Below are 24,836 nucleotides of genomic sequence, written 5' to 3' on the forward strand. Positions count from 1 at the left end.
ATCAACCGGGGTCAGGGGGGTCAGGGGGGTCAGGGGGTGGGGGGGAGTTCGGTGAAGCGGATCGCGTCCACCCCGGCGAAGTAGCGGTCGGTGCTCTGCGTCTTGCCGATCGCCACCAGGGTGATCTGGTGCGGGCCCGCCGCCAGCGGCACCCGGGCCACGTCGACCCAGTCGGTGACCCGCACCGTGGGGGAGAAGCCGATGAAGGGGTCACCGACCTGCCGGCCGTCGATCAGGAACACCGTGTTGGCGTAGTCGGGAGCCGTGGTCCGCACGGTGGAGAACTGCCAGACGGCCTGGGCCGGCACCTCCACCGTCACGGTCACCCGGTCGTTGATCGCCCGGCCCAGGAAGAACAGCTGGTTCTCCTGCGACCAGGTCACCTCGCAACAGTTCGGCTGCACCGCCACGGCCGCCGCCGAGCCGGTCGGCGACTCGACCCGGGCACCGGTCACCAACGTCTCCGCCTCGACGGTCACCACCCGGGCCTGCGGCGGCGGATCGTCCTCGCGCGCCACCAGGAACACCACCACCGCCGAGACCACCAGCACCAGCGCCGCCGCGGCGGCGATCCACGGCCAGGGCGTACGCTTCGGCGGCGCCACGGCCCGCACCTCGTAGGTGACCCGGCCACTGGAGCGGGAACTCTCCTCCGGCGCGGTGTTCGCCGAGTACGCGAAGCCGGTCATGTCGTAGCGACGCGGCGGCGTCCCCGCCGGCACGGCCAGCCGGACCAGGAACGACACCGAGCCCTGCCCGGGCACCACCCGCTGCGGTTCGGTGACGGTGAACCAGGAACGCTGCGTACCCTCGCCGGGCGCCACGTCGAACACCACCGTGTCCGGCGCGAGCCCCGGGTTGGAGACGGTGAAGGTCAGCTCCCCGGCGTTCCGGACGTCCAGGGTGAACTGCTCGGCTGCGGCGACGACGGTCCATTCGGTGGTCATGACGGCTCCTCCGGAGCGGGATCGGGCGGGGTGGGAACGGGGGAGGGCGACGGCACACTGGCCCGGCCGACCGCCGGTGCGCCCGCCACGACGGTGATCTCGGCGGTCACGGCGGCCGGCTTCTCCGCCGCGACGATCCGGCTGACCAGGTCGAGCTGGTCGGCGGCGGTCGGCGGCACCCGGACGACCAGGTGGAACGGCCGGTCGGCCGGCTCGTCGAGGACGAAACCGGTGACGCCGGTGGCCAGTTCCAGGGCGGTCCGCAGCCCGTCCGGGGTGCCCCGCCAGGTCGCCAGCGCCGCCCCGTGCGCGACCAGGTCACGCAGCCGGCTCAGCGGCAACGGCAGTGGGGCGTCCCGCCGGGGCGCGGCGACCACATGGTCCATCGCCACCCACCCGGCCAGGTACGCCACCATCCCGCCCGGTGCCCGGTACGGCGCGAACAGCGCGTCGACGTCGGCCAGCACCGCCTCGTCCGGCGCGTGCAGCGCCTCCATCACGTCCAGCAGCGCCCACAGCACGCTGCCCGGCACGCAGGCGCGCTGGTAGGCGGCGGGCAGCAGCCGCTCAATGGCCGGTCGACGCATCCTGCCGCACCACCTCGATGTCGTGCTCGCCGGAGCAGAGCAGCCAGGTGTCCGGGACGGTGACCACGTCGGCGGTGGCCTGGTTGGCGCTGGCCGACCAGTCGACCGCGTCGCCGCTGCGGTGCACGCCGCGTTCCCCACCGGCCAGCACCAGCCGGTCCGTCCCGGCGGTGGCGGCGATCGCGTCCACCGGCACGAACCGGGTGCGGTCGCGCAGCGGCAGCCCGCAGTTGACCGACACCGACGACCACTGCGGCTGTGCCGCGACCGTGTCCAGCCGCAACACCCCGCCGCTCTGCGTGGCGGCCAGCGCCTGGGTGCCGCTGAAGGTCAGGTCCCGGCAGGTGCCGCCAATCCAGCCGGACTGCATCGCCTGCCACTTCACGTCGGACTCGAACAGCCGGGCCCGGAAGCACCCCTGCCCGGGCCGCTTCGGGTCCGGCTCGCCGGCACCGCTCCACAGCAGCGTGGCCGGGCCGTCGTACTGCACGGCGAGCAGCCGGTTGTCCACGTTGGCCAACCCGACGTGGGAGAAGCTGCCGGGTCGGCCCGCGTTACCGGAGAGGTAGACCCCGAATCCGGCCTGCGCGGCCACCGCCACCCCGGGTACGCCGCGCTCGGAGACGAACGCCCGCACCGCGTAGAAGCCCCGGTCGGCGTCGGCCGGGTCGACCAGGATCTGCAACGGCACCGCACCGGGCAGCAGCGACACCTCGTACAGGCCGGTGTCGGTGGCGACCAGCAACGCGCCCGCGCCGTCCCGGTCGATCCAGGCCAGGTCACTGATCCGCGAGTCCAGATCGGCCAGCAGCGACCAGGTCTCGCCCAGGTCGGCGCTCAGGTGCACCCGGGATCCGCCGCCGGACCGGACCGTGGCCACCGCCACCGACCCGGGCCGGGGCACGATGCCGGGCCGCACCGGGGCGGGTGCGGGCGCCACCCGCTGCACGGTCTCCCCGTCGAACCGGCCCGCCGGCTCCCATCCGGCACCGGCGTTGGTGGAGCGGAACAGCACCGGGCCGCTGCCCGCGTACCAGGTGCGGGGTTGGTACTGGTCCGCGGCGAGCGTGCGGACCTGCTGGTCGGGGGCCTCGTCGACGACGAACCGCACCGACTCGACGTAGCGCACCCCGGGCTCGGCGTGCTCCAGCAACCGGTACACGTTGGACGCGCGCAGCGGCTCACCGAACGCCCAACCGGCCGGGTTCAGCGGGGTGGGCAGCGGACTCAGCGTCTGGTGCAGCCGGTCGTGGATGCGCCGCCGGACCGCCTCCGCGTCCTCCTCCCGGCGCACCACCACCCGGGCCCGGATCGACACCGCCTTGTACCGCGCCCAGCTCGCCCGGCAGGTGGTGCCGAGCGACCGGCGACGTTCCAGGTCCGCCTCGACCCGCAGCCGCGCCTCCTCCACCTCGTGCCCGCGCAGCACCTCCACCGGCAGCCGGCCGCCGGGCCGGGCGTCGTCCGGCACGTACGGCACCAGCACCACCTCCACCTCGCCGGGTCGGGCGAAGCTGTAGACGGCGGCCCGGGTGAAGGCGCGGGCCCGGCTCACCCCGCCGGAACCGGTGGCCAGCACCTCGAAGTCGCGGGCGGTCACCGCGCGCTGCTGGGCGAAGAAGGCGTACGGGCCGCGCAGCAGCACCGACTCCATCGCCTCCATCTCCCGGCCGCCGGCCGCCGGTGCCGGGTTGACCACCTTCACCCCGGGCAGCGGGTCCCGCAGGCTGGTCAACGTCCCGGCCGCCACGTTGCCGGCGGTGCCGCCACCGGCGCGGTACCAGAGCCGCACCTGCCGTCCGGCCGGCGGTACGGCCGCGACCGGGGCGTCGTCACCGGCGGAGTCCGACCCGCGCAGGTCCAGCGCCGGGGCGAAGGTCACCGTGCCCGAGCAGCGGTCCACCAGGTACGCCTTGTCCTGCGCTCCGAGGCCGGCGAAGCTGTCCACCGCCCGCCAGATCTCGAAGGTCCGCCCCTCGTGCTCGCGGGCCGCCGCGCCCAACTCCACCGAGCCGGTCGGCACCTCGACGCCGAGCAGCAGGTCCAACGGTTCGGCGGTCCGGGCCAGCGGGGCCCGCCCGGCCCGCAGCACCTGCCCCGGCGCGCCGGTGCCGACGCCGAGCAGTTCCGCCTCGACCGGCTCGCAGTGGTGCATCCGGACGGTCACCTCACGCTGGCCGGCGGCGAGCAGCGCCGGCTCGCAGGTGACGAAGACGACCGGTCGCGGGTCCGCGCCACGCGCCGCCGCGACCCGGGTACCGGCCGGGATCCGCAGCGCCTCGTCGTCGGCGCCGGTCCGGGTGAACCGCACCTCCGCCCAGGCCGCCGAGGGGGCGTGCCGGGTCACACCGAGCAGGTTGAGGAAGGAGACGTACGCCTTCTCCGGCAACTGGTTCAGTCGATAGATCATCACCTCGGTGAGGTGCGCGAACGCCTCCAACAGGGCGATGCCCGGATCGTGCGCGGACAGGTCGGTCCAGCCGGGGCAGGACTGCCGGATCCGCTCCCGGGCCTCGGTCACCAGGTCGAGGAAGGTCCGGTCGTCCAGGTGCGGCACGGGCAGGGTCATCGCCCCTCCTCAGCGTCGGGGTCGAGGGTCGGCCCCGACGGGTCGTCGTCGGTGGGCAGCAGGTCCACGGAGAAGACCAGTTGCCCGGGGGTGAGGCTGGCCCGGATCCGGTAGTCCAGCCGGATCACCAGCCGCCACGGGTCGTCCGGGTCCGGACCGGCGTCCACGTCGAGCACGTCGATGCGGGGCTCCCAGCGGGTGACCGCCGCGCGGACGTAGTGGATGGCCAGCCCGGCGGTGGTGTCGTCGTTCGGGGCGAAGACCAACCGGTGCAGCCGGGAGCCGTACCCGGGGCGCATCAGCCGCTCGCCCGGCGTGGTGGACAGCAGCAGGAACAGCGCCTGGCGTACGGTCTCGTCGCCGTCGGTCATGGCCAGCCCGCCGGCCGCGGTCAGTCCGAGCCCCCCACCGCGCCCGGCGTCGAAACCCGCGCCGAGGAACCGGATCGCCCTCACCGGTCGGCCCCCAGGAACGCCTGCCGGGGATCGCGTACCCGGTACCGGAACTGGCCCGGCGGGCTGCCGTCGGTGAAGCCCTCCAGGTGCGACAGCACCACCCGGTGACCGTCCACGCGGACGAAGTCGCTGTAACCGACGCGCACCGGCTCGGTCTTCGTACACGGCTTGACCGTCGCGCCGTAGTTCGGGCAGGCGACGATCTTCCGGCCCTTCGGGTCGTCGGCCACCAGCACCGGTACGCCGACCACCCGCACCCACTCCTGCGACTCCTCGTTGCGGATCCGGCCGTCGTGGTCACACCTGATCACCGAGTCGCGATGGATCCAGCGCATCAGCCACCTCCTCCGTGATGGGTGCGGGCCAGGCTGCGGGCCCGCTCGGCGGCGGTGCCCGGGTCCTCGCTCGCCTCGGCGTGCAGGAAGTCGACGCTGCGGGCGCGCACCACCATCGCCCGGCCCGGGGCGGAGAGCACCAGGTCGGCGGCGGCGTGCAGGGTGACCAGGTCCGGGGTCAGCTCCAGCCAGCTACCTGTGTCGGTGCTCAACCGCAGGCTGCGGGCCACGTCGTCGACCACCACCTGCTGCCCGCCCGAGGTCCGCAGCGACCAGCGCCGGGCCCGCCCGTCGTCCACCCCGGTGTCGTACGGCGTGACGGCGCCGAACAGCGCACCGAGCACCACACCCGAGGCGGGTTCCCCACCGGGCAGCGCCACCAGCACGGTGTCCTGCGGATCGGGCAGCGCCACCAGTCCCTTGCCCCGGCCGGCACCCGGGCAGAGCACCGCCAGCCAACCCGCGTCCGCCCCGCCGTACGCGGGCAGTTCCACCCGCACCCGCCCCAGCCCGTCCGGGTCCGCCACGTCGGTGACGGTGCCCAGGGTGACCACCGCCGGAGCGGGTGACCCGGCCGGCGGCGCCGGAGGCGGCACGGTGGAGAACCGACTCAGGTACCCGTCGGCGTCGACGGTGTGCACCACCTCGGTCAGCACGTACGTGCCGGCCATCGACTCGGCGACCCCGGTCAACCGGATCCGCCGACCGGGACGCAACGCGGGATCGCCCTCGGCGGTGCCCTCGGCGGTGACCAGCGCCGCAGCGCGTACGTCCAGCCGGGCCTGAGCCAGCGCGGCGATCTCGTCGTCGCTGCGGCCCGGCTGGTCCAGCGCGGTCCGGGTGCCGTCCGCGCCCACGTCGGCGGGATCCGGGTCCACCGGGGTGTCCCGCCCGCACCGGGGCACGGCGGCCTGCGAGGTGAACGCTTCGGCCCGCTGCGGGTGCCAGCCGAGCGCGGCGCTCTCGCCCACGGCGGCGTCCGCGTTGACCGCCAGCCGCAGGCCGTGCACGTCGCGGCCGAGCGCGAGCGGGATCGGCGCGCCGTACCCGTCGAGCGTCAGCAGACGCAGCACGTCGTCGTCGACACTCAGGTGCAGCCCGGCCCGGCCGGTCACCTCCACCAGCAGGTCGAGGTCGCTCGGGCGGTGGTGCGGCAGCCGGTCCAGCCGTGGCCCGTCGACCTCGGCGTCGACCCGCAGTCCCAGGTCGGCGCAGAGGTCGGCGGCCAGCTCGGCGGCGGTCACCGACTCGAACACCCGCAACCGCTGCCGCTTGCGCAACCGGTGCAGCGCGTCGTACGCCCGGATCCGCAGGATCGCCGCGCCGTCGGCGGCGTACTCGACCTCGACGGCGGTGACCTCGCCGCCGAAGAGCGCCGCCGGGTACCCGTCGAGGCGGACCTCCAGGCGCGCGCCGACCCGCGCCGTGGCGACCGGCGGCGCGTCGCCCGGCCCGGTGGTCAACGCCACCTCGCACTGCGTCGGTCGGTTCAGCCGGGCGGCCACCCGCACCGAGAGCACCCGTCCGGTGCCCCGGCCGGCCAACGGGCCGCCGTCGAGCAGCACCGTCAGCGCCCGGGGCGCGCCGCCGCTCATGTCCCGTCACCCGTCGCGGCGACGGTGCCCGGCAGCGGCGGTACGGCCAGCGCGGTGCCGGCGGGCACGGCGAGCGGGTCGGTGATCCGGTTGTGTTCGGCAAGCAGCCGCCAGCGCAGCGGCGAGCCGAGCGCGTCGTGGGCGAGCAGGTCGAAACGTACGCCGGTGGAATCGGCCGTGGCGGTGCCGTCCCCGGCGGCGACCAGGGCCGTGCCCGGCGCGACGGCCGGCGTCTGTGCCTCGGCCAGTTCCTCGGCGAAACCCTCCTCGGCCCGGGTGGTGTCCTCGGCGACCCGCACCAGCTTGAGTCGCAGCCAGGACCGGCGCGGCGACCCCGTGGCGGTGAACGCGTCGAACCGTTCCGCCACCGCCACGATCACCCCCGGCACGTTCCAGGTCTTGCCCCAGACCAGCCGCACCAGCGGCGGCCGGACCCAGCCGTGCTCGACCGCGGAGTTCTCCGCCAGCATCCAGAGCGGACGGGTCAGCGCACGCACGTCAGTCGGTCGGACCTGGCCCTCCGCGAAGTCGGTGTCGAAGAGCAGGTCGAGAACGAGTTCGGTACGCCCACCACCGGTGAACACCAGCGGGTCGTCGGCGAGCCCGGCGCCGGTGAGCTGACTGCCGGTGCTGCCCCGTCGGCGTACTCCGGCCAGCCGACTGACCTGCACGGTCTCCGGGTTGAGCAGGCAGTCCACCCGCTCGCCGGTGGCGTCGACGAGGAAGGCGACCCGTTCCATCAGCCGCCCGCCTGTTCCCGGTCCAGTCGACGCAGGTGGGCCGCGGCGGCGTCCTCCGGCTCGGGGATCGCCCAGAGTGCCCGGTCGTCGGGCAGGGCGGGCCACGGGTCGGACCCGTCCCGCCCGCCACCCTTCCGGACGTCGGTGGCCCCGTCCGGGCCCAGTTCCGGCCAGGGCCCGCGCGCCGGTGCCGGCCGCTGACCGGTGCCGGCCGGCAGCCCCGCACCGGGCCAGAGCCCGTCCCCGTACGCACCGTCCGCGCGCCGCCACCCGACCTCGCCGCCCCTCCCGGACGGACCGTCCCCACCCGCCGCTCCCCACCGCTCCGGGTACCGCGTCCCGTCGGGCCCGTCCCCACCCGACCACGCCGGATGCCGATCCCCGTCGCGTCCGCTGCCGGGTGATCGCGCCGGACGCCGCTCCCCGTCGGACTCCCGCCCCGATACCTGTGACGGCGAGATGTCCGGGTCGGAGCTGACCAGGCGTAGCACCGCCCGATTCCGGCCCGGCACCGATCGCGGTGCTTCGGGCGGATCCGTCACCGACCGTGAGTGCCCCGCCGTCGACCCGGAGCCGGACGACGATCCGGCGGACGCCACCGGAACGTCGGTCTGTCGGTCGGCACCCGAGCCCCGCCGTGGTCGGCCCGACACGTCCGCCACACCGGTGCCGGTCACGCTGGTCGCCGGGTCCGTCCCCTCGCGGGGCGGATCCGCGCGACGCCCGCGTCCGCCCGCCCACGGCATCGTCGCGTCGCCCACCGCCGGACCCACACCCTCCCCACCGGACGCCACCCCGCTGACGCCCTCACCTGCCTTCGGTGTGTTCGGTCCGCTGATCTTCGGTGTGTTGGGTCCGCCGACGCCCGCCGCTGCTCCCGGTGCGCGTGCCCCGCTGACGCCTGGGGCTGCTTCCGCCGTGCCCACACCACTCACCGAGGGCGTGCCGCCCGTGGACGGCCGCGGCGCACCCTCCATCCCGGCTCCTGTATCGGCTCCGCTTCCCGTACGTCGACCTCCCGGTACGCCGTGGTCACTCGACGCCGGGCGTACCGCCGCCGGACCGGTCGCCGGTCCCGTCGTCGCGCCGGTCGTCGCGCCGGTCGCCGGTCCGGTCGCCGGTCCGGTCGTCGCGCCGGACGTAGGGCTGGTCGTGGGGCCGGCACCTGTCCCTGCTCTGCCCCTTTGCTCTGCTTCACTCCACGCAACGGCCGTCGTGCGGTATCCCGGGCGTTGCGTCGGTTGAAGCAGAGCAAAGGGGCCGGGGGAGGACCTGTCCCTCCCCGGTGACGCGACGTGAGCCGACGAGACCCCGTCGCCCCAGCCGCCGCCGGGCGGCCGTCGCCCGGCCCACGGATCGGTCACGTCCACCGGTCCCTCCGCCGCACCAGGCGGCAGATCACCAGGCGGCAGAGCACCAGGCGGCAGCTCGGCCGCGAGGTCGCGGAGCAGCCCCGGGGCATGGGCGGCGATCAGCCGCAGCCAGTGCTCCGGGGGGCGGTCCGGATGCCGGTACGCGACCGCCTCCCACACGTCCGACGGCGCTGCGGCGTCAGTCCCGTGGTCCGCGTCGCCGACCGCGTCGCCACGCGGGCCCCCGGTCGCGCTGGCGCGGATGCCACCACGCAGGTCGTCGTCCCTCTCGTCGTCGGTGGTGTCGACCAGACCGGCGAACCGGTCCACGGCACGCGCGGCGGACCGGAGCCGACCGGCGACCCAGCTACGCGGGCGTGGGCGCGGCACCGCCGGTCTCCAGTTCCAGGCTCTCGTAGCGCAGCGTCAGCGCCGCGATGGCGATCTCCTGGCCGAGCGTGTTGAGGTGTGCGCCGCGCCATCGGGTGGGCCAGGCGTTGAGCAGGTTCCAGCGCAGCACCTCGGCCGTGCCGACGGAGTCGAGCAGCACCACCGAGACGTTGCGGCGGTCGCTGGTGCCCCGGGCGATCGTGTGCACCCAGTCCCACAGCTCCCGGGACGCGGTCAGGCCGAAGTGCAGCGTGACCGGGCCGTACTCGACCTGTCCGGGGATCATCCGGATCCGGTCGTTGCCCTGCTCCCGGTACGGCTGGGCGGGGATGTTCACGTCCAGGCCGCTGACCTCGGTGAAGTGGCCGTTGGTGACCCCGTTGACCAGCAGCTTGAAGTTGTACGCCCGGTACGGGTCGACCGGGGCGCCCGGCTGCGGAGTGGCCGTGGTCGGCATGTCAGCCTCCAATCGTCTCGGTCTCGGTGCCGCCGGCCCACTGGCTCAGCTTGAACACCACGAACTCGGCGGGCTTGACCACCGCGATGCCGATGTGCGCGACCACCATCCCGGCGTCCCGGACGTCGGCCGGGTTGGTCTCCTCGTCACACTTGACGAAGAACGCCTCCTCGGGCGTACGCCCCAGCAGCGCGCCGTCGCGCCACACCCGGGTCAGGAAGGCGCCGATGTCCCGGCGGATGGAGCGCCACAGCGTGTAGTCGTTCGGCTCGAACACCATCCACCGGGTGCCGTTGGCGATGGCCTGCTCGATGGCGATGGAGAGCCGCCGGACGTTGAGGTACCGCCACTCGCTGGCCTCGGCGGCGAGTGTCCGCGCGCCCCAGACGCGGATGCCCTCGCCGGGGAAGTACCGGATCACGTTGACGCCCTTGGGGTTGAGCACGTCGTGCTCGGATCGGGTGACCAGATGACCCAGGTCGACGGCACCGCGTACCGGCTCGTTGGCGGGAGCCTTGTGCACGCCGCGCAGGGCATCCGTGCGGGCCCAGATGCCGGCCAGGTGCCCGCTCGGCGGGGTGAGCACCAGGTCGCCGCTGAGCGGGTCGCGGACCCGGAGCCAGGGGAAGTACAGCGCGCCGAAGTCGGACTGCCGGGGCCGGTGCGCCTGCGGGCCGCCGCTCGACCCGGTCGTACCCCCGCCCGCGCCGCCGGAGCCACCCGAGCTGGCGGGGCTGTCGCCGCCCTCGGTGGGCTTCGCCGCCCGACCGGAGCCGGCCGTGGCCACCCGGGTCAAGGTCGAGATGTCGTCGATGTCGGGAGCGGGATCGCAGATGGCGACCATCGTGCGGGTGCGCTCGGCCAGGCTCAGCAGCGCCTCGTGCGCGACCGCGTCGTGGAAGCCGGGCGCGGCCACGATGGAGATCTCGTCGATAGCCTCCAGCAGGTCCAGTCCGCCGCGCTGGCGTCCGCTGCCGGTGAGCGCGCCGCCCTCGCCGACGTTGACCACCCAGCAGCGGGTGCCCCCGTTGTCGAGGAAACCGAAGACCGCGCGGGCCAACGGGGTGCTCTCGAACTCGTCACCGTCGGCGTAGAGGCGGAGGAACTCGGTCCAGTTGTTCACGGCGAGGGCCTCGCCGAGACGGGCCGTGCGGTCCGGAGCCACGCCGACGAAGGCTGCCGTGCTGGTGCCGACCGGTCCGATCGGCCGGGCACCGGCAGGCACCTCCTCGACATAGATCCCGGGTGAGAAGTAGCTGGGCATCGGTCCTCCCGTACGGGTCGGGTCAGCGGGTCGGTGGCGCGCAGACGATGACGATGTCGGTGTCGGTCGGGTCCACCTCGGCGGTGAGCACCTGACCCCGACCGGTGAGCCGGAGCCGTACCGTTCCGGGCTGCTGCGGGTCGTGCGGCACGCCGACGACCCGGAACCGTCCCGCCGGATCGGTCCGGGTCGCGTACGGCTGACCGACGACCTCCACCCGCATCGCGGCGAGCGGCTGGTCGGCGGGACCGACGACGCGGCCGTCGAAGGTGAGCATCTCCAGTTGCCGCAGCCGCAGCGGACGCAGCACCGGCGGTGCCGGCTCGTGCGGGTGGGTGACCTGCACCGGTACGTCGATCAGCAGGGCCGGCCGGGGCGGGACGCCGAGGGCCACCCACAGCGCCGGGTCACCGGCCTCCAGCACGAGCGTGTGTCCGCTTCCTCCGGTCGCCGCGACGAGCACCCGGTCCAACGTCGCCAGCGCCTCCGGCCCGTCTGCGGCGAGCAGGTAGCGGGCGACGAGCCGGTACGGCTCGGGGCCGCCGCTGCCCCGGGTCTGCCGGGCCGGGCGCAACTCCAGCGGCCACAGTGTCAGCCCGCCCGCCGCCGGACCGGACCCGGGCGGACCGACCGGGACGGCGTCTCCCGCCGCCCCGGCCAGCCACTCCGCCAGCTCGGCGGTGGCCGTCTCTATCGGGCCGCCTCCGGTCATCGCGGCGGCGTCCCCTGGATGCGGTACGCGATCGCCTCGTTCCACACGTGCGGGTAGACGCCGATCTCGAAGTACCGGGTGAAGCGGTTGATCGGGGCGCCGGTGTGGTCGTGGTAGAGCAGCCACACCGGCGCGATGGTGAACAGCACGTAGTTGGCCAGGACCAGCGGGATGTAGAGCGGTCCGAGCAGTCGGGCCTGGAAGATGTGCACGTCCTCGTGGCGCTGGATGCCCGGCCCGGAGCCGGCGCAGACCGTGCCCAGCGTGGTGGCGTAGCGCGGCGAGACGCCCTCCACCACGTTGACCCGGCAGCTGTGCTGCGAGGTGGCCCGGTCCAGCGAGTGGCCGAAGACCAGGTGCACCGCGAGGTAGGTCGCGCCCACCACCGTGTTCAGCAGGCTCCACGTGTGGTCGACGACGAACAGGAAGATCCCTCGGGCGTCGGCCCCGTAGACCCGGGCCGAGGTGATCGACCATCCGAAGACGATGCCGACGACCAGACCGACGCCCGCCCCGACGAGCAGCCCGACGGGTCCGCCCAGCAGCCCGCCGAGGACCGTGCCCGCCGCGACGTGGACGGCGGCGCTGATGACTCCGAAGACGGCCATGACGGTTCCCCTCTAGGCCCAGGAGCGGATGAAGCGGGGCTCGTTGCCCTGCGCCAGCCGGGTCGGAGTCGCCTGCCGGTTGCCGGGAGGCAGTTGGTTGACGCCGAGGGCGGCGGAGAAGATGACCAGGCCGTTGAAGAAGGCGATGATCCACTTCTCGGCGCCCGCGTCGGTGGCGAAGGCCGCGGTGAGGTACGACAGCAGCAGGGCGATACCCAGCGCGATCCATTTGCGTGCCGTGTCGGCACTCGGGCCGATCAGCCCGCCGATGACGTTCGTGGCCAGCAGCGTCGCGGCGCTCGCGCCGGTCAGACTGCCCAGCGCCGCCCAGGTGAAGAGATCGTTCATCGCCGATCTCCCTTCGGTTTCGCGTGGTGCGAGGTGGGATTTGGTGCCGCCCGCCGGGCGGGCGACGGTGCCGGCTGACCTGCGTCAGCCGGAGCCCGGCACGCCGCCGGTCGTGGTGTGCGGTGCCGGACCGATGGTGCCCGGACCACCGGAGGTGCCCGGTCCGCCGGGCGTCGGTGCGCCGCCGTCCGCCGGGCCCGTGCCGGGCCGACGCAGCAGCAGTACGACGAGCGCCGCGACCAGCAGCAGGATCACCGCACCGGCACCGACCAGCAGCCACGGGAAACTCCCGCCGCTCTCCTCGTCCGCCGGGGCGGACGGTCGGGGTGGTGCCTCGGCGACGGCCCGCAGCTCCGGTGGCTTCGGCTGGTTGCGGGCGACCCGCCAGGTGACCGTCCGGTCGTTGACCTGACCGCCCGCGCCGACGTCCAGCACGCGTCCGGGAAACGTCACCGAGATCTCGAACGACATCAGCGTCATGAAGTGCGCCTGATTGGCCGGATTCTGTTCGGCCACTTTTCCGCCGTACTTCTTCGGATCGAGCGGAAGAGTGAACACGTACCGGTCGTCGCCCTGTCGGACGATGCTCAGACTTTCGCTGTCGAATTGATCGAGCGGGACATTCCGGTAGTTGATCTGAGAGCCGTAGTGGGTGGCGTCCTCGTACCGGCTCTCGGTGCCTTCGGGCAGGGCCGGGATGTTCTGCCGAAGCTCGGCGAAGCCGGCCTCGACCGTCTTGTTGTTGGTGGTCAGCACGGTGCGTTCGGCGGTCAGCAGGAGTTGTCCGCTGACCGTGTCGTCGGCGTTGACGGTCAGCCCGGCGTTCAGTTGCATACAGCCGGAAAGAACCGCCAGAAGGACGAGACACGCCGCGCCGCGGAGTATCCTGGTGCGCCCGGGCCCCGATTTCATGGGCTCAGTCTGTGCGTTCGCCGCCCGAGCCATCAGTCAGCGATCAGTCAGATGGCAGTCGCCGATCTTACCGATTTCCGGTCACATTCGGCCGAGTCCCCGTACCGCTGAATTGGATATCCTGAAAGATTGTGGTCAGGCGCTGTCGCGGCGCACCAGTGCGGACGGGAAGCGGGTGCGCATCGGGGCGTGCCGGTGCTCCAGCACCATGGTGGCGGCGGCGCTGGCGATCTGGCGTACCGGGTGACTGGCGGTGGTCAGGGCCGGAGCCGTCACGGCGGCCAGCGGGATGTCGTCGAAGCCGGTCACCGCGACGTCGCCGGGCACCTGTACGCCGTCGGCGCGGAGCCGACCGATCACGCCCAGCGCGGTCGCGTCGCTGATCCCGACGATCGCGTCCGTGTCCGGCCAGCGGCGCAGCACCTCGCGGGCGGCGGAGCGGCCCCGCTCCACGGAGAAGTCGCCGACCACCTCGCGCGTCGGCAGGCCCGCGTCGCGCAGCAACCCCCGGTACGCGTCCACCGAGCGGTTCGCGCAGGTCAACCACGGGGGGCCGGTGACCATCGCGATCCGACGGCGACCGCCGGAGTAGAGGTGACGGACGATGGCCTCGGTGGCGCCGCCGTTGTCGATGTCCACCGACGGCACGGTGGCCGAACCGACCCCGATCGACACCGCTCGCCCCCGCAGCCGGCGCGGCACCAGTTCCAGCAGAGCCGGGGTCGTGTTGACCAGGATCAACCCGGTCACGCCCCGGTCGTCGGTCAGCCGGACCAGCCGCTCCGGGGCGTGCAACGGCACCCAGTCGACGGTGACGCCCAGGCCGTGTGGTGCGCAGACCCGCGCGGTGGCGCCGAGCACCTGGTCGACGTAGCTGTCGTCGAGCACGGCCGGGTCGGTGCCGGCAACCGCCACCAGCAGCCGTACGCCGGTGCCGTGCACCAGCGCCCGGGCGGCCGGGTTGGGTACGTAGCCGAGCTCGTCCACCGCGGTGCGTACCCGCTCCCGCGCGGTCGGTGACGCGAACCCGTTGCCCGCGATGACCCGTGACGCCGTGGAGCGGGAGACTCCGGCGGCTCGGGCGACGTCGTCCAGGGTTGCCGGCCGGCGTGCCGTGGTCATTGGTGTCTCCCTGTTGCCCTCGGCCCGCCTGGTACGCGGGCTCCCACCCGCATCATGCCTCGCCGGACGCCCGGGGGTAAGGACCGGAGATGGATTGTGGTGGTAGCGCTCCCAGGTGTGTGATCGTTGCCTGCGCTCCCACCGCCGTCGAGAGGACCGGGAAGTTCCATGGATCCCGTCATCAGCACGCCCGCGACACCACCGGTCACCTCGGGTCCGCCCCGGGCGGTGCTGGCCGCCCGCAACGGCGTGGCGGTGGTGTTCGCGCTCAACGGGTTGGCCGTCGCGACCTGGTTCTCCCGGGTGCCGGCGGTCCGCGACGGGCTGGAACTCAGCCCCGGTCGTCTCGGCCTGCTCCTGCTCGCCATGTCCATCGGCGCGATCGTCGCGATGCCCACCGCCGGTCTGCTCACCCAGCGTCTCGGCGCGGCCCGCGCGGTGGTGTTCTCCACCACCGTGGTCGCCCTCGGCCTCACCGTGGCCGGGGTGTCGGCGGTGGCCGGCTCGTTGCCCGGGGTGGCGGTGGGCCTGTTCGCGCTCGGGTACGGCTCCGGCAGTTGCGACGTGGCGATGAACATCGAGGGCGCGATCGTCGAACGCCGCCTGGGCTGGACGGTGATGCCCCGGTTCCACGCGGCGTGGAGTCTCGGTTCGGTGGCCGGTGCCGGTCTGGGCGCCGGGGCCGCCCGGCTCGGCCTGCCGGTCGCCGTCCACCTCGGGGTCCTTGCGGCGGTGGTGCTCGTCGGCACGCTGCTGGGCGCCCGCGCGTTCCTGCCCGCCGCACCCGGTGCGGAGAGCGAGGGCGCCGGTGGCGGTCGAAAGTCCCTGCTCGCCGCCTGGCGGGAGCCGCGCACCCTGCTCATCGGTCTGGTGGTCCTGGCGGCGGCGTTCGCCGAGGGCAGCGCCAACGACTGGATCGCGGTCGCCTTCATCGACGGGTACGGCTTCAGCGAGGCAGCCGGCGCGGCGGTCTTCGCCGTCTTCGTGACCGGCATGACCGTGGGCCGGACGCTCGGCACGGTGGCCCTGGACCGGTGGGGGCGGGTGCCGGTGCTGACCGTGACCATCCTGCTCGCCATCGTCGGCGCCGGTGTGGCGATCCTGGCCGGCTCCGGCCCGGTCGCGGTGGTCGGCGTGGTGCTGTGGGGGATCGGCGCCTCGCTCGGTTTCCCGGTCGGGATGAGCGCCGCCGCCGACGAGGAGGAGCACGCCCACGTCCGGGTCAGCGTGGTCGCGGTGATCGGGTACACCGCGTTCCTGGCCGGACCGCCGTTGCTGGGGCTGCTCGGTGACCGGATCGGCACGCTGCACGCGTTGCTGGTGGTGCCGTTGCTGCTGCTGCCGACCCTGCTGCTGGTGCGGGTCACCCGTCCGCCCGTCTCCGGCGCCACGGGGGAGCCGGAGCGGGCGGGCGCCCCGGAGCCGGAGCGGACGGGTTCTCCCCGTCCGGAGGCGTAGCGACCAGGGCCCGTACATCGGCCGTCCAGGGAACTGCCAGGTCCGGGTGCTGCACTGGGAGGCGCGCCGAGGAGAGGAGCCGGGCAATGGGCTGGTTCAGCCGGCGGCCCCGGGCCGCAGAGGGCACCCCGACGAAACTGGACCGCGAGGCGACCCCGGAGGACCTCGCCTCCCTGGAGGAGTTCGCGACCAGCCGGCAGGGGGTGGAGTTCTATCTCGAACCGGAGACCACCGCCACCGACACCACCGTGGTCGCCATCGCGCACGACGGTGAGTGGATCCGGCGGCGTACCGGGACGCCCCGGGCCGCCGGGAAGATGGCCCGCAAGCACGCCATCCCGCTGTACGAGGCGACCAAGGTCGGGTACCCGGAACGGATGCGGGCCTGGAACCGGGCGCACCCGGAACGCCGGGCCCGCTGACGGGTCCGTCCGGTGGCCGCCGCGCGGGCGGTCACCGGACGGCGACGACCGCCGCGTCCGCGCCGCCGCGCCAGAGCGTGCCGACTTCGGTGAAGCCGGCCTCGGAGAGCGCGCCGAGATGCCAGGAGACCGGTGGGCTCCACTCCTGGCTGTGTCCCGTCGGATAGATGGCGTGCCGCCGTTCGACGAGTGGGCGCAGCTCCGGGTCCTGCGCGGCGTGCTCCCACCACTGCGCCCAGTTGGGCACCGCGCCCGCCGCGTAGCGCGCCGCCCGGCGCGCCTCGGCCCGGGCGAGCAGGCGTGTGGTCAGCTCGGGCAGGGTGTCGTCGGGCATGTGGTCGGCGTTGACCAGCAGGCCGCCGGGGCGCAGCACCTCGCGGACCTCGGCGTAGAGCCCGGTCAGCCGGTCGGCGGGCAGCCAGTGCAGCGCGGTGGCGGTGAGCACCGCGTCGTAGTCACGGTGCGGCAGGGCGTCCACCCAGTCCGGCCGGTTGAGGTCGGCGGTGACGATGGTGGCCCGGTCGCCGAGCGAGGCGGTGGCGAGGGCGAGCAGGGCCGGATCGAGGTCGACCAGGGTCACCTCGGCGTCGGGGAAGCGGCGCAGCGCGCGCAGCGAGATGGTGCCGGTGCCGCCGGCCAGGTCCAGCAGTCGTGGCGCAGCGGTGGTGTCGCGGACCGCGTCGACCGCGTCGAGCATGGTGGTGAAGCGGTGCTCCCGGTCCGGCAGGTACGCCTCCTGTTGCCGGTCCCAGCTCTCCTGCCACGCGGCGGCATCGGTCATGTAAGGACTCATGGCGAGCAGGCTAGTTACATCGGCGGGTCGGTGTCCAGTCTTGTTGCCAACAATGTGCAACTGCGAGACAATGGCGGGGCGATGATCAGTGCCGGGCCGGATCGGGGACACCGATCCGGCCCGGTCGTCGTCACGGGACCCGCCGCGCCGGGCGCACCGGGCGGCGGTGGCATGATGGCGGTCCCCGGGGCGCAGGGCCCCGCCGACCACGCCGGGAGCCAGGTGGACCCGCGCACCGCCGCGCACGAGATGTTCGAGGCCGACGTCGCGTCGAACCGACTCGGCATCGAGTTGGTCAGCGCCGCGGGCGGCGCCGCAGTGGCCCGGATGCGGGTCACCGACAGCATGGTCAACGGCCACCGCATCGCCCACGGCGGCTTCGTCTTCCTGCTCGCCGACACCGCCTTCGCGCTGGCGTGCAACAGTCACGGCCCGGCCACCGTCGCGGCCGGCGGCGAGATCACCTTCGTCCGCCCGGCCCGCGAGGGGGACGTGCTGTCCGCCCGGGCCACGGAACGGACCCGGTACGGCCGCAGCGGAATCTACGACGTCACGGTGAGCCGCGCGGACGGACAGGTAATCGCCGAGTTCCGGGGTCACAGCCGGGTCCTCCGGCCGGACGCCGGTGCCGGGGACGGCGTAGCGGCTCCGGCGCGGCCGGACGGCGCACCGGAGTCGGCGTCACCGGACGGCGGACGGGCCGGGGTCGACCGAGACTGACCGCGCCACCCGCGCGCGGCGGTCCGACGGTGTCGGTGCCGTCCGGCACGATGAGCGGATGGCACATGTCGCACTCTTCCACTCTGTGTACGGGCTGCGGCCCGCGGTGCGGGACGCGGCCGACCGGCTGCGCGCCGCCGGACACCAGGTGCACGCGCCCGACCTGTACGAGGTGCCTGCCGTGGACACCGTCGAGGAGGGGTTCGCCCTGCTGAGCCGGATCGGGCAGGAGACGGTGCTGGACCGCGCCCGGGCCTCGCTCGACGGGCTGCCGCCCGACACCGTGCTCGCCGGGTTCTCGATGGGCGCCGGGGTGGCCGGCGCGATGCTGGCCGAACGCCCCGACAGCGGCGGCCTGCTGCTGTGGCACGGCACCGGTGGCGCCCCCGCCGACGTCCGAGCCGGGCTGGCCGTCGAGTTGCACCTGGCCGATCCGGACCCCTACGACCCGCCGGGCGAGGTCGACCAGTGGCGGCAGGAGATGACCGCCGTCGGCGCCGACGTCACCGTCTACGGCTACCCGGGGGCGGGCCACCTGTTCACCGATCCGGCCGTGTCCGACCACGGCCCGGCCGCCGCCGCGCTCGCCTGGGAGCGCGCGCTGGCCTTCCTGGCCGATCGCTGACCCCGACCACGCCGATCCCGACCACCCCGATCCCGGCGCCGCCGTGCCTGCCGCCGGTCGCGCCGCCGATGCCGGCCGCGTCGAGCCTTCCGCCGGTGCCGGCTCGGCGTCGGCGTCGGAGGTCGGGACACCGGCCCGGCGGGTGAAGGTGGCCAGCGTCGCCCGGGGGAGCCGGGCGACGGCGACCTCCCGTAGCGCCGGATCGACGAAAGCGTGCCCGCCGGTGGGCAGCCGGACGAGCAGGCCCGCCCCGGTCAGGGCACGCAGGGCCGCCTCCACCTGCGCCGCCGCCCAGCCGAGTGCCCGGGCCAGGTTGGCGACCGGGCAGCCGGGCGGCAGGGCGGCGACCGCCATCAGGGCCGCTCGCCGGGTGCCGTCGAGCCGGTCCAGCCGGGCTTCGGCGGCCCGCCGGATGCTCTCCGGCACCGGCAGCCGCGCCGGGTCGGCCCCGGCGAGCGACCGCACGTACGCCACCGCGCGTCCGGGGTTGCCGCCGACCAGCGGGATCAGCCGACCCACCATACCGCCCGGCTGACCGGCCCGGCGCAGCAGCCGGCGCAGCAGCCGGCCGACGGTCACCGCGTCGAGTGGACGCAGCCGGACCCGGGCCGTCGGCCGGGCGGAGTCGACACCCGCCCCGGTGCCGACCAGCACCAGCGGCAGGCCGTCCGCGGTGGCCAGGTCGACCAGCGCGTCCAGGTGACGGCGCAGTGCCGGGGCGGCCCGGTCCAGGTCGTCCACGGCCACCACCACCGGCTGACGACGGGCCAGCCCGAGCAGGACGTCCCGCCAGCGCACCGCCGCCCGGGCCCCGGCGGCGCCACCGACGCCGGCCACCAGATCGTCCACTGTGTCCAGCGCCGCCGCCAGGTGGTCGCCCGACACCGACCCGCCGAGTGCGGCGGCCAGCCGGTCGCGGAGCACACCGGCGCTTGCGGCGGGGGTACGGCTGCCGGCCAGCGTCCGCACCAGACCCACGACGGGCGCCAGCGGCCCGTCCGGGTACGGCGGGCAGGCGGTCAGGCACCACCGCACCGGCATCCCGTCCACGGTCGGCGTGCTGCGGGCCAGCTCGCGCAGCAACCGGCTCCGCCCGCTGCCCGACGGACCGGTCAGCACCAGCCGCCGGACGCCGCGTCCGCGTACCGCCTCGGCGAGCTGTTCCCGGACGGCGGCCAGCTCCCGGTGCCGGCCGACCAGCGGCGTGTCGTGACGCGGAGGCCGGGGCGGCAGCGTGCCCACGGCGTGCCAGACGCCGACCGGCAGCGTCTTGCCGCTGACCGTCACCGCCGGCACCGGGCGCAGCGCGATCAGGCCGGCGACGGCCCGGTGCGTGGTCTCGCAGACCGCGACACCGCCGTGCGGCGCGTGTTCCTGCAGGCGGGCGGCGAGCGTGATCACCGCGCCGCTGGCCATGCCGTGCCCGCCGTCGCGCCCGGCGGCCAGGTCCACCACGGCCTCGCCGGTGGCCACCCCGACGCGGACCCGCAGCCCGGGCGCGGTCTCTAGTGGCCGGCGGTCCAGGGCACGCTGGACCTCCAGCCCGGCCCGCACCGCCCGGTACGCCTCGAAGCCGTCCCCGGCCCGCGCGCCGAACAACGCCATCACCGCGTCGCCGACGTACTTCTCCACCACGCCGTCCCAGCGCCGCAGCACCCGGGCGACCGTGCGGAAGTAGACCCGTTGCAGTGTGCGGACGTCCTCCGGGTCGAGCCGGTCGACCAGACGTGTCGACCCGACGATGTCGACGAAGAGGACAGTCAACGTCCGTCGTTCCTCAGCTACCGGCCAGCGCCCCCGCTGAGCCGGCTGACCTGCGACAACCGACATGGGCATCGAGATCGCACCCGCCTCTCCCCCCGTGCGTGCCAACGATGTCCCGGAGACTGTCATCCCCGGTCCGACGGCGGATCTGCCGAACGACGTATGTCGGCCGAGCGCAACCTTCGGTCGCAATGTCGACGCGAGTGGGGGAGGGGCGGCGCGGCGGCGGTAGAACGGGGGCGGCGGCTGTGACTAGGCTGCGAGCCATGGCCAGCGACGTGGACACCACACCGCTCGTCGGTCGGGCCGACCTGGTGGCGACGGTACGCGCCGCGTTGCTCGACGACGTGGCGCCGGGAAACACGGCCGGGGTCTTCCTCACCGGCGAGAGCGGCGTGGGCAAGACCCGGCTGCTGCACGAGGTGGGCGGGCAGTTGAGCGCGGGCGGTGCGCTGGTGCTCACCGGTTCCTGTCTGGACATCGGCGACGCCTCACCGCTGCACCCGTTGCGGCAGGCGTTGCGGCGTCTCGACGCGGACCTCCCGCCGGCCGCGACCGCGTCGGTGCGCGCGTTGCTCGGGGTGTTCGCCGAGGACGCCACCGGGCCGGACGGCGCGGGGGCGCTGCTGGAGCGGGTGTCCCGGGGACTGGGCGTCATCGCCGGTGGCCGTCCGCTGGTGCTGGTGCTGGACGACCTCCAGTGGGTCGACCGGACCACCCGACAGTTGCTGCTCTATCTGCTCGCCGGTCTGGGCGACCTGCAACTGTCGGTGCTGGCGGCGGTGCGGTCCGAGTCGTTGCAGGGCGCGCACCCGCTGCGTCGCGTGTTGACCGAGTTGCGCCGGCTGCGGTCGGTGCGGGTGCTGGACCTGGCGCCGCTGGACCGCGCCGCCACCGAGGAACTCGCCGCCGCGATCGTCCGGGCCCCGGTCGCGCCCGAGGCGGCCGACCGGCTGTGGCAACGCAGCGGGGGCAACCCGTTCGTGGTGGAGGAGTTGTCCCGGGACCTGCGCGACGGCCGCGACGACCTGTCCGACACGTTGCGCGAGGTGTTCCTGGCCCGGGTGGACGCGTTGCCGCAGCCGGCGCACCAGGCCGTGCACGCGGTCGCCGCCGGGGTGGAACCGGTCGAGCACCGGCTGCTCACCGAGGTGGTCGGGCTGCCCGAGCAGGACCTGCTCACCGCCGTCAAGGCCGCCGTCGCGCACCGGCTGCTGGTCGGCTCCGAGGACGGTTACCGGCTGCGGCACCGGCTCGTCGCCGAGGTGCTGGAGGACGAGCTGCTGCCCGCCGAACGCGCCCTGCTGCACCGGCGTTACGCCGAGGCGCTGACCTCGGCGCCGGGTGAGCTGCACCAGGCCCGGCTGGCGCACCACTGGCGGTTGGCCGGTGAGCCGGATCGGGCGTTGCCGGCGGCGGTGGCCGCCGCCGAGGAGGCCGAGCGGCTGTACGGCTACGCCGAGGCACACCGCCACTGGTCGGTGGCGGTGGATCTGAGCCAGGGCCGGGCCGGGGTCGACCGAGCGGTGCTGCTGGGCCAGGCCGCCGAGGCCGCACACAAGAGCGGCGAGTACGCGCGGGCGCTGACGCTGCTGGAGGAGTTGGCCGCCACCGACACCGGCCCGCCCGCCTGCGAGCTGCACATCCGGCGGGCACGATATCTGGCCGCCGCCGGACGGTCGGCGTTGGCCGAGGTGGAGTACCAGCAGGCGCTGGACGCCGCCGACTGCACGCCCCGGCAGCGGGCCGCCGCCGCCGCGCACCTGGCGGAGCTGCTGGTGCACCTCGGCCGGTACGCCGACGCGGGCCGGCGGGCGCGGGAGGCGCTGGCCCTCGCGGAGCAGGTCGAGGGCGCCACCACCGAGGTGGTGCTGGCCAGCGCGGCGTTGGGCTTCTCCGAGGCGTACCTGGAGGATCCGGACGCCGGGCTGGCGGTGCTGCGGCGGGCGTTGGACACCGCCGAGCGGGCCGGCCGTCCGGAGGACGTGGCGCGGGCCTACCTGCACCTGGCGGAGCTGCTCACCGGGCCGCTGAACATCCTCGAAGAGGGGGTGGTGGTGGCCCGTCGGGGTGCCGAGCGGGTGGCCGAGCTGGGATTGGGTCGTGCCTACGCGACCCGGCTGCTGGCCGTCGCGACCAACGGGCTGTTCCGGGTGGGGCAGTGGGCCGAGGCGGAGAAGGTCGTCGCGGCGGCGCTGCGGCACCGCCCGTCCGGCGCGGACGCGGTGGAGATGCTGCTGGCCCGCTGCCGGCTCTCGGTCGGGTACGGCGACGTCGAGGCCGCCGACCGGGACCTGGACGCGGCGGCCACCATGCTGGCCGGTGGCGGTGCCCGGCACGTCATCCCGCTGCTCACCCTGCGCGCCGGCCTGGCGATGTGGCAGGGGCGGCACGACGTGGCCCGGCACGCGGTGCAGCGCGGCCTGACCGAGAGCCGCTCCGACGATCTGGTGATCCTCGCCGTGCTGGTCTGGCACGGGCTGCGCGCGGAGGCCGAGGCGCACGCCAGCCGCACCGTCGCGGTGGACCAGAACGCGGTACGCCGGTTGCGCGAGATCGCCGACCGGGTGGCCGGGCGCAGCGTGCCCGCGGCCCGGCCGGTACGCGACGTCGTCGACGGATATCTGGCGCTCTGTGCCGCCGAGGTGAGCCGCCTCGACGACAGCGACCCGGATCTGTGGGGCCGCGCGGCGGCCGAGTGGGACCGCCGCAACCACCCCTACCCGGCGGCCTACGCGCGGCTGCGTCAGGCCGAGGCGCTGCTGGCCCGCCGTCGCCGTACGGCGACCGCCGGTCGGCTGCTCCGGGAGGCGTACCAGATGGCGCAGGGACTCGGTGCGGTGCCGTTCACCGAGGAGATCCGTACCCTCGCCGGTCGGGCGCGGGTGGAGTTGGAGGAACGCCCCTCCGGGCGGGTCGAGCCGCCACCGGGTGCCGGTGACGAGCTGGCCGCGCTGACCGCGCGCGAGCGCGAGGTGCTCGCCGCGGTGGCCGAGGGGCTGACCAACAAGGAGATCGGCCAGCGCCTGTTCATCAGCGAGCGGACCATCGGCGTGCACGTCTCGCACATCTTCGACAAGCTCCACGTCCGCACCCGGGTCCAGGCGAGCGCCATCTTCCTGCGTAGTCGGGTGTCGGTGTCGGATACGTAGTTCTACTGATGTCGGCGGTGTCCCCGCCTGAAAGGCTGTGCCCGGCGTCGGGGAGACCGGGGCCGGGAGCAGCGAGGGGGCAGCGTGAGTGAACCGGTCTGGGGGCCAGTGCACCGGGACATCGTGGACCTGCTCGCCGATCACCCGGCCGACGTGCCCGCCGTCGTCGACCACCTGACCAAGCTCCAGGACATGCTGGTCCGGCTGCCACCGCTGCTGGACAGCTGCCCGCTGGCCGACTTCAACAAGCTCTACCTCACCATCACCACGAGCGTGTTGGACGGCCTCTACGCCGACCGGTTCGTCGACCCGGTCTTCCTGTCCCGGCTGGACGTCGAGTTCGCCGCCCGCTACTTCGACGCGCTGCGGATGTGGAGCGACTCCAGCCCCAATACGCCCAAGGCGTGGGCCTGCCTCTTCGACCGGATGCGCGGCCCGGACGCCCGGCCGTTGCCGTCGGCGGCTGCCGGCGTCAATGCGCACATCAACTTCGACCTGCCGTTTGCGCTGGTCACCACGTTCGACTACCTGGAGTCGGAGCCGGTCGAGGGCAGCGACCAGCACCGCGACTACCTGGAGATCAACAAGATCTTCGCCGACAAGATCCCCGGTCTGCGTCGGGGCTACCTGGAGCAGTGGCAACTGCTCATCGACATGGTCAACGGCGACATCGACGACTGGTACCAGGGTGAGCTGGTCGAGTACACCCGTGATGTCGCCTGGCGCAACGCACAACGAATCTGGCGATGCCGGCACGACCCGCATCGACACGAGCGCGAGCGCGCGCGGCTGGACCAGACGGCCGCCGCGCTCGGTCGGTTGCTGCTGTCGCCTCTCGGGGCATTCCTGCAGTAGCCGGGACGGGGGGTCCCCGCGCCTCGCCCGACGGCGAGGCACGGGGGCATCCGACCCGCCCGGGCGCCGTCGCCCGGTGGTGAGCACGGGGGGAAACAGGAGGCCGGCCGGCCTGGGGGGTGTCGGCCGGCCTTCGCGGGGTACGCGGCGCCCATGACCGCTGCCTTCCGGCGTCCCGCCGCACGGCCCCGCCCGCGTCCCGCCGCACCGCCTCGTCCGAGTCGGCCGGGGGACCGGGTCGGCCGACGGGTCCGGGGATGACCACGCACCTCTTCCCGTTCCGGTTCGACCCGGTGCTGCGCCCGCTCCTGGCCCTGCTCGGGGTACGGCCCGCCACCGCCTGGGTACGGGTCGACGGCGACACACTGACGGTGCGGTTCGGCCCCTGGCGGCTGCGCACCGAACGGGCGAACGTCGTGGACACCCAGACCACCGGCCCGTACCGCTGGTGGCGGGTGGTCGGCCCGCGCCTGTCCGCCGCCGACCTCGGAGTCACCTTCGGCAGCTCCACCGCCACCGGGCTCTGCGTCCGCTTCGCGCGACCGGTGCCGGCGCTGCTGCCGGGCGGCCGTCCGCGCCATCCCGGGCTGACGGTGACCGTCGACGACCCCGCCGCACTGGCCCGCGCACTGGCCGTACCGCCCGGCGGCTGAC

At 74.4% G+C, this 24,836-nt stretch carries 22 protein-coding genes and 2 pseudogenes; 7 read left to right on the forward strand and 17 right to left on the reverse strand.

All coding sequences use genetic code 11. The annotated features are described in order from the left end of the window. Positions 1–29 precede the first annotated feature (29 nt). The 15 genes from ABZ738_RS25040 to ABZ738_RS25110 all read right to left on the reverse strand — a co-directional run bounded on the left by ABZ738_RS25040 (position 30) and on the right by ABZ738_RS25110 (position 14,393). Positions 30–947, reverse strand: coding sequence for a hypothetical protein (locus ABZ738_RS25040; protein ID WP_357216929.1), 918 nt, complete (start codon positions 945–947; stop codon positions 30–32). Then, entirely contained in the window at positions 944–1,534 is a 591-nt protein-coding gene (locus ABZ738_RS25045; RefSeq protein WP_131055574.1) for a phage tail protein, read from the reverse strand. The genes ABZ738_RS25040 and ABZ738_RS25045 overlap by 4 nt, the downstream gene beginning before the upstream one ends. After that, complete coding sequence (locus ABZ738_RS25050; protein ID WP_357216932.1) at positions 1,515–4,103, reverse strand: putative baseplate assembly protein; 2,589 nt, start codon at positions 4,101–4,103, stop codon at positions 1,515–1,517. The genes ABZ738_RS25045 and ABZ738_RS25050 overlap by 20 nt, the downstream gene beginning before the upstream one ends. Beyond that, entirely contained in the window at positions 4,100–4,558 is a 459-nt protein-coding gene (locus ABZ738_RS25055) for a GPW/gp25 family protein (RefSeq protein WP_176094426.1), read from the reverse strand. Before ABZ738_RS25055 ends, ABZ738_RS25050 begins: the two co-directional genes overlap by 4 nt. Beyond that, the gene (locus tag ABZ738_RS25060; RefSeq protein ID WP_357216936.1) at positions 4,555–4,893 is read right to left on the reverse strand and encodes a hypothetical protein; all 339 of its coding nucleotides are present in this window, start codon (positions 4,891–4,893) and stop codon (positions 4,555–4,557) included. Before ABZ738_RS25060 ends, ABZ738_RS25055 begins: the two co-directional genes overlap by 4 nt. Next, positions 4,893–6,488, reverse strand: coding sequence for a phage baseplate assembly protein V (locus tag ABZ738_RS25065; RefSeq protein ID WP_357216939.1), 1,596 nt, complete (start codon positions 6,486–6,488; stop codon positions 4,893–4,895). The genes ABZ738_RS25060 and ABZ738_RS25065 overlap by 1 nt, the downstream gene beginning before the upstream one ends. Then, a complete protein-coding gene (locus ABZ738_RS25070) occupies positions 6,485–7,228 on the reverse strand; it encodes a hypothetical protein (RefSeq protein ID WP_176094424.1) in 744 nt (247 codons plus the stop codon). Before ABZ738_RS25070 ends, ABZ738_RS25065 begins: the two co-directional genes overlap by 4 nt. Beyond that, entirely contained in the window at positions 7,228–7,740 is a 513-nt protein-coding gene (locus tag ABZ738_RS25075; RefSeq protein WP_357216943.1) for a hypothetical protein, read from the reverse strand. Before ABZ738_RS25075 ends, ABZ738_RS25070 begins: the two co-directional genes overlap by 1 nt. A 1,207-nt stretch (positions 7,741–8,947) precedes the next feature. Then, on the reverse strand, positions 8,948–9,427 hold the full coding sequence (locus ABZ738_RS25080; RefSeq protein WP_131054719.1) for a phage tail protein: 480 nt from the start codon (positions 9,425–9,427) through the stop codon (positions 8,948–8,950). A 1-nt stretch (position 9,428) separates the two neighbouring features. Beyond that, entirely contained in the window at positions 9,429–10,691 is a 1,263-nt protein-coding gene (locus tag ABZ738_RS25085; RefSeq protein WP_131054720.1) for a phage tail sheath subtilisin-like domain-containing protein, read from the reverse strand. A 22-nt stretch (positions 10,692–10,713) separates the two neighbouring features. Further along, complete coding sequence (locus tag ABZ738_RS25090; protein WP_131054721.1) at positions 10,714–11,403, reverse strand: carboxypeptidase-like regulatory domain-containing protein; 690 nt, start codon at positions 11,401–11,403, stop codon at positions 10,714–10,716. After that, positions 11,400–12,011 carry a glycine zipper family protein gene (locus tag ABZ738_RS25095; RefSeq protein ID WP_131054722.1) on the reverse strand — a complete coding sequence of 204 codons (612 nt, stop codon included), beginning with the start codon at positions 12,009–12,011 and terminating at the stop codon, positions 11,400–11,402. Before ABZ738_RS25095 ends, ABZ738_RS25090 begins: the two co-directional genes overlap by 4 nt. Positions 12,012–12,023: 12 nt before the next feature. Next, a complete protein-coding gene (locus tag ABZ738_RS25100; protein WP_131054723.1) occupies positions 12,024–12,359 on the reverse strand; it encodes a hypothetical protein in 336 nt (111 codons plus the stop codon). 84 nt (positions 12,360–12,443) lie between these two features. Then, entirely contained in the window at positions 12,444–13,193 is a 750-nt protein-coding gene (locus ABZ738_RS25105) for a DUF3153 domain-containing protein (RefSeq protein ID WP_357216950.1), read from the reverse strand. A gap of 213 nt (positions 13,194–13,406) precedes the next feature. Then, positions 13,407–14,393 (reverse strand): LacI family DNA-binding transcriptional regulator, encoded by a 987-nt coding sequence (locus tag ABZ738_RS25110; RefSeq protein ID WP_176094419.1) that lies wholly within the window; start codon positions 14,391–14,393, stop codon positions 13,407–13,409. Positions 14,394–14,561: 168 nt separating this feature from the next. Between ABZ738_RS25110 and ABZ738_RS25115 the strand changes: the two genes are divergently transcribed. Beyond that, entirely contained in the window at positions 14,562–15,851 is a 1,290-nt protein-coding gene (locus ABZ738_RS25115) for an MFS transporter (RefSeq protein WP_176094418.1), read from the forward strand. 86 nt (positions 15,852–15,937) lie between these two features. Next, entirely contained in the window at positions 15,938–16,273 is a 336-nt protein-coding gene (locus tag ABZ738_RS25120) for a hypothetical protein (protein WP_176094417.1), read from the forward strand. Between the two features lie 31 nt (positions 16,274–16,304). Here the strand turns inward: ABZ738_RS25120 and ABZ738_RS25125 are convergent, their stop codons facing one another. Beyond that, positions 16,305–17,066: a class I SAM-dependent methyltransferase gene (locus ABZ738_RS25125; RefSeq protein WP_176094416.1), complete on the reverse strand. Its 762-nt coding sequence runs from the start codon at positions 17,064–17,066 to the stop codon at positions 16,305–16,307. A gap of 171 nt (positions 17,067–17,237) precedes the next feature. Here ABZ738_RS25125 and paaI point away from each other — a divergent pair. Beyond that, positions 17,238–17,678, forward strand: a pseudogene (paaI, locus tag ABZ738_RS25130) (hydroxyphenylacetyl-CoA thioesterase PaaI); the annotation flags it as partial. 166 nt (positions 17,679–17,844) lie between these two features. Then, the gene (locus ABZ738_RS25135) at positions 17,845–18,411 is read left to right on the forward strand and encodes a dienelactone hydrolase family protein (protein ID WP_357216997.1); all 567 of its coding nucleotides are present in this window, start codon (positions 17,845–17,847) and stop codon (positions 18,409–18,411) included. Positions 18,412–19,062: 651 nt separating this feature from the next. Here the strand turns inward: ABZ738_RS25135 and ABZ738_RS25140 are convergent. Next, positions 19,063–20,304, reverse strand: a pseudogene (locus ABZ738_RS25140) (adenylate/guanylate cyclase domain-containing protein); the annotation flags it as partial. Positions 20,305–20,441: 137 nt separating this feature from the next. Here ABZ738_RS25140 and ABZ738_RS25145 point away from each other — a divergent pair. The 3 genes from ABZ738_RS25145 to ABZ738_RS25155 all read left to right on the forward strand — a co-directional run bounded on the left by ABZ738_RS25145 (position 20,442) and on the right by ABZ738_RS25155 (position 24,835). After that, entirely contained in the window at positions 20,442–23,327 is a 2,886-nt protein-coding gene (locus ABZ738_RS25145; RefSeq protein ID WP_131056253.1) for an AAA family ATPase, read from the forward strand. 84 nt (positions 23,328–23,411) lie between these two features. Further along, positions 23,412–24,182: a DUF5995 family protein gene (locus tag ABZ738_RS25150; RefSeq protein ID WP_131056251.1), complete on the forward strand. Its 771-nt coding sequence runs from the start codon at positions 23,412–23,414 to the stop codon at positions 24,180–24,182. A 257-nt stretch (positions 24,183–24,439) separates the two neighbouring features. Then, positions 24,440–24,835, forward strand: coding sequence for a hypothetical protein (locus ABZ738_RS25155; RefSeq protein ID WP_357216956.1), 396 nt, complete (start codon positions 24,440–24,442; stop codon positions 24,833–24,835). Position 24,836 lies beyond the last annotated feature (1 nt).

The sequence above is a fragment of the Micromonospora sp. NPDC047793 genome, assembly GCF_040642635.1.
Taxonomy (GTDB): domain Bacteria; phylum Actinomycetota; class Actinomycetes; order Mycobacteriales; family Micromonosporaceae; genus Micromonospora.

What these genes read in the sequence shown, in the direction of transcription:
- ABZ738_RS25125 (WP_176094416.1), bottom strand. Translation starts at nt 17,066, where the DNA reads ATGAGTCCTTACATGACCGATGCCGCCGCGTGGCAGGAGAGCTGGGAC.
- ABZ738_RS25060 (WP_357216936.1), bottom strand. Translation starts at nt 4,893, where the DNA reads ATGCGCTGGATCCATCGCGACTCGGTGATCAGGTGTGACCACGACGGC.
- ABZ738_RS25085 (WP_131054720.1), bottom strand. Translation starts at nt 10,691, where the DNA reads ATGCCCAGCTACTTCTCACCCGGGATCTATGTCGAGGAGGTGCCTGCC.
- ABZ738_RS25105 (WP_357216950.1), bottom strand. Translation starts at nt 13,193, where the DNA reads ATGCAACTGAACGCCGGGCTGACCGTCAACGCCGACGACACGGTCAGC.
- ABZ738_RS25120 (WP_176094417.1), top strand. Translation starts at nt 15,938, where the DNA reads ATGGGCTGGTTCAGCCGGCGGCCCCGGGCCGCAGAGGGCACCCCGACG.
- ABZ738_RS25095 (WP_131054722.1), bottom strand. Translation starts at nt 12,011, where the DNA reads ATGGCCGTCTTCGGAGTCATCAGCGCCGCCGTCCACGTCGCGGCGGGC.
- ABZ738_RS25050 (WP_357216932.1), bottom strand. Translation starts at nt 4,103, where the DNA reads ATGACCCTGCCCGTGCCGCACCTGGACGACCGGACCTTCCTCGACCTG.
- ABZ738_RS25045 (WP_131055574.1), bottom strand. Translation starts at nt 1,534, where the DNA reads ATGCGTCGACCGGCCATTGAGCGGCTGCTGCCCGCCGCCTACCAGCGC.
- ABZ738_RS25135 (WP_357216997.1), top strand. Translation starts at nt 17,845, where the DNA reads ATGGCACATGTCGCACTCTTCCACTCTGTGTACGGGCTGCGGCCCGCG.
- ABZ738_RS25100 (WP_131054723.1), bottom strand. Translation starts at nt 12,359, where the DNA reads ATGAACGATCTCTTCACCTGGGCGGCGCTGGGCAGTCTGACCGGCGCG.
- ABZ738_RS25080 (WP_131054719.1), bottom strand. Translation starts at nt 9,427, where the DNA reads ATGCCGACCACGGCCACTCCGCAGCCGGGCGCCCCGGTCGACCCGTAC.
- ABZ738_RS25155 (WP_357216956.1), top strand. Translation starts at nt 24,440, where the DNA reads ATGACCACGCACCTCTTCCCGTTCCGGTTCGACCCGGTGCTGCGCCCG.
- ABZ738_RS25110 (WP_176094419.1), bottom strand. Translation starts at nt 14,393, where the DNA reads ATGACCACGGCACGCCGGCCGGCAACCCTGGACGACGTCGCCCGAGCC.
- ABZ738_RS25065 (WP_357216939.1), bottom strand. Translation starts at nt 6,488, where the DNA reads ATGAGCGGCGGCGCGCCCCGGGCGCTGACGGTGCTGCTCGACGGCGGC.
- ABZ738_RS25145 (WP_131056253.1), top strand. Translation starts at nt 20,442, where the DNA reads ATGGCCAGCGACGTGGACACCACACCGCTCGTCGGTCGGGCCGACCTG.
- ABZ738_RS25040 (WP_357216929.1), bottom strand. Translation starts at nt 947, where the DNA reads ATGACCACCGAATGGACCGTCGTCGCCGCAGCCGAGCAGTTCACCCTG.
- ABZ738_RS25090 (WP_131054721.1), bottom strand. Translation starts at nt 11,403, where the DNA reads ATGACCGGAGGCGGCCCGATAGAGACGGCCACCGCCGAGCTGGCGGAG.
- ABZ738_RS25115 (WP_176094418.1), top strand. Translation starts at nt 14,562, where the DNA reads ATGGATCCCGTCATCAGCACGCCCGCGACACCACCGGTCACCTCGGGT.
- ABZ738_RS25070 (WP_176094424.1), bottom strand. Translation starts at nt 7,228, where the DNA reads ATGGAACGGGTCGCCTTCCTCGTCGACGCCACCGGCGAGCGGGTGGAC.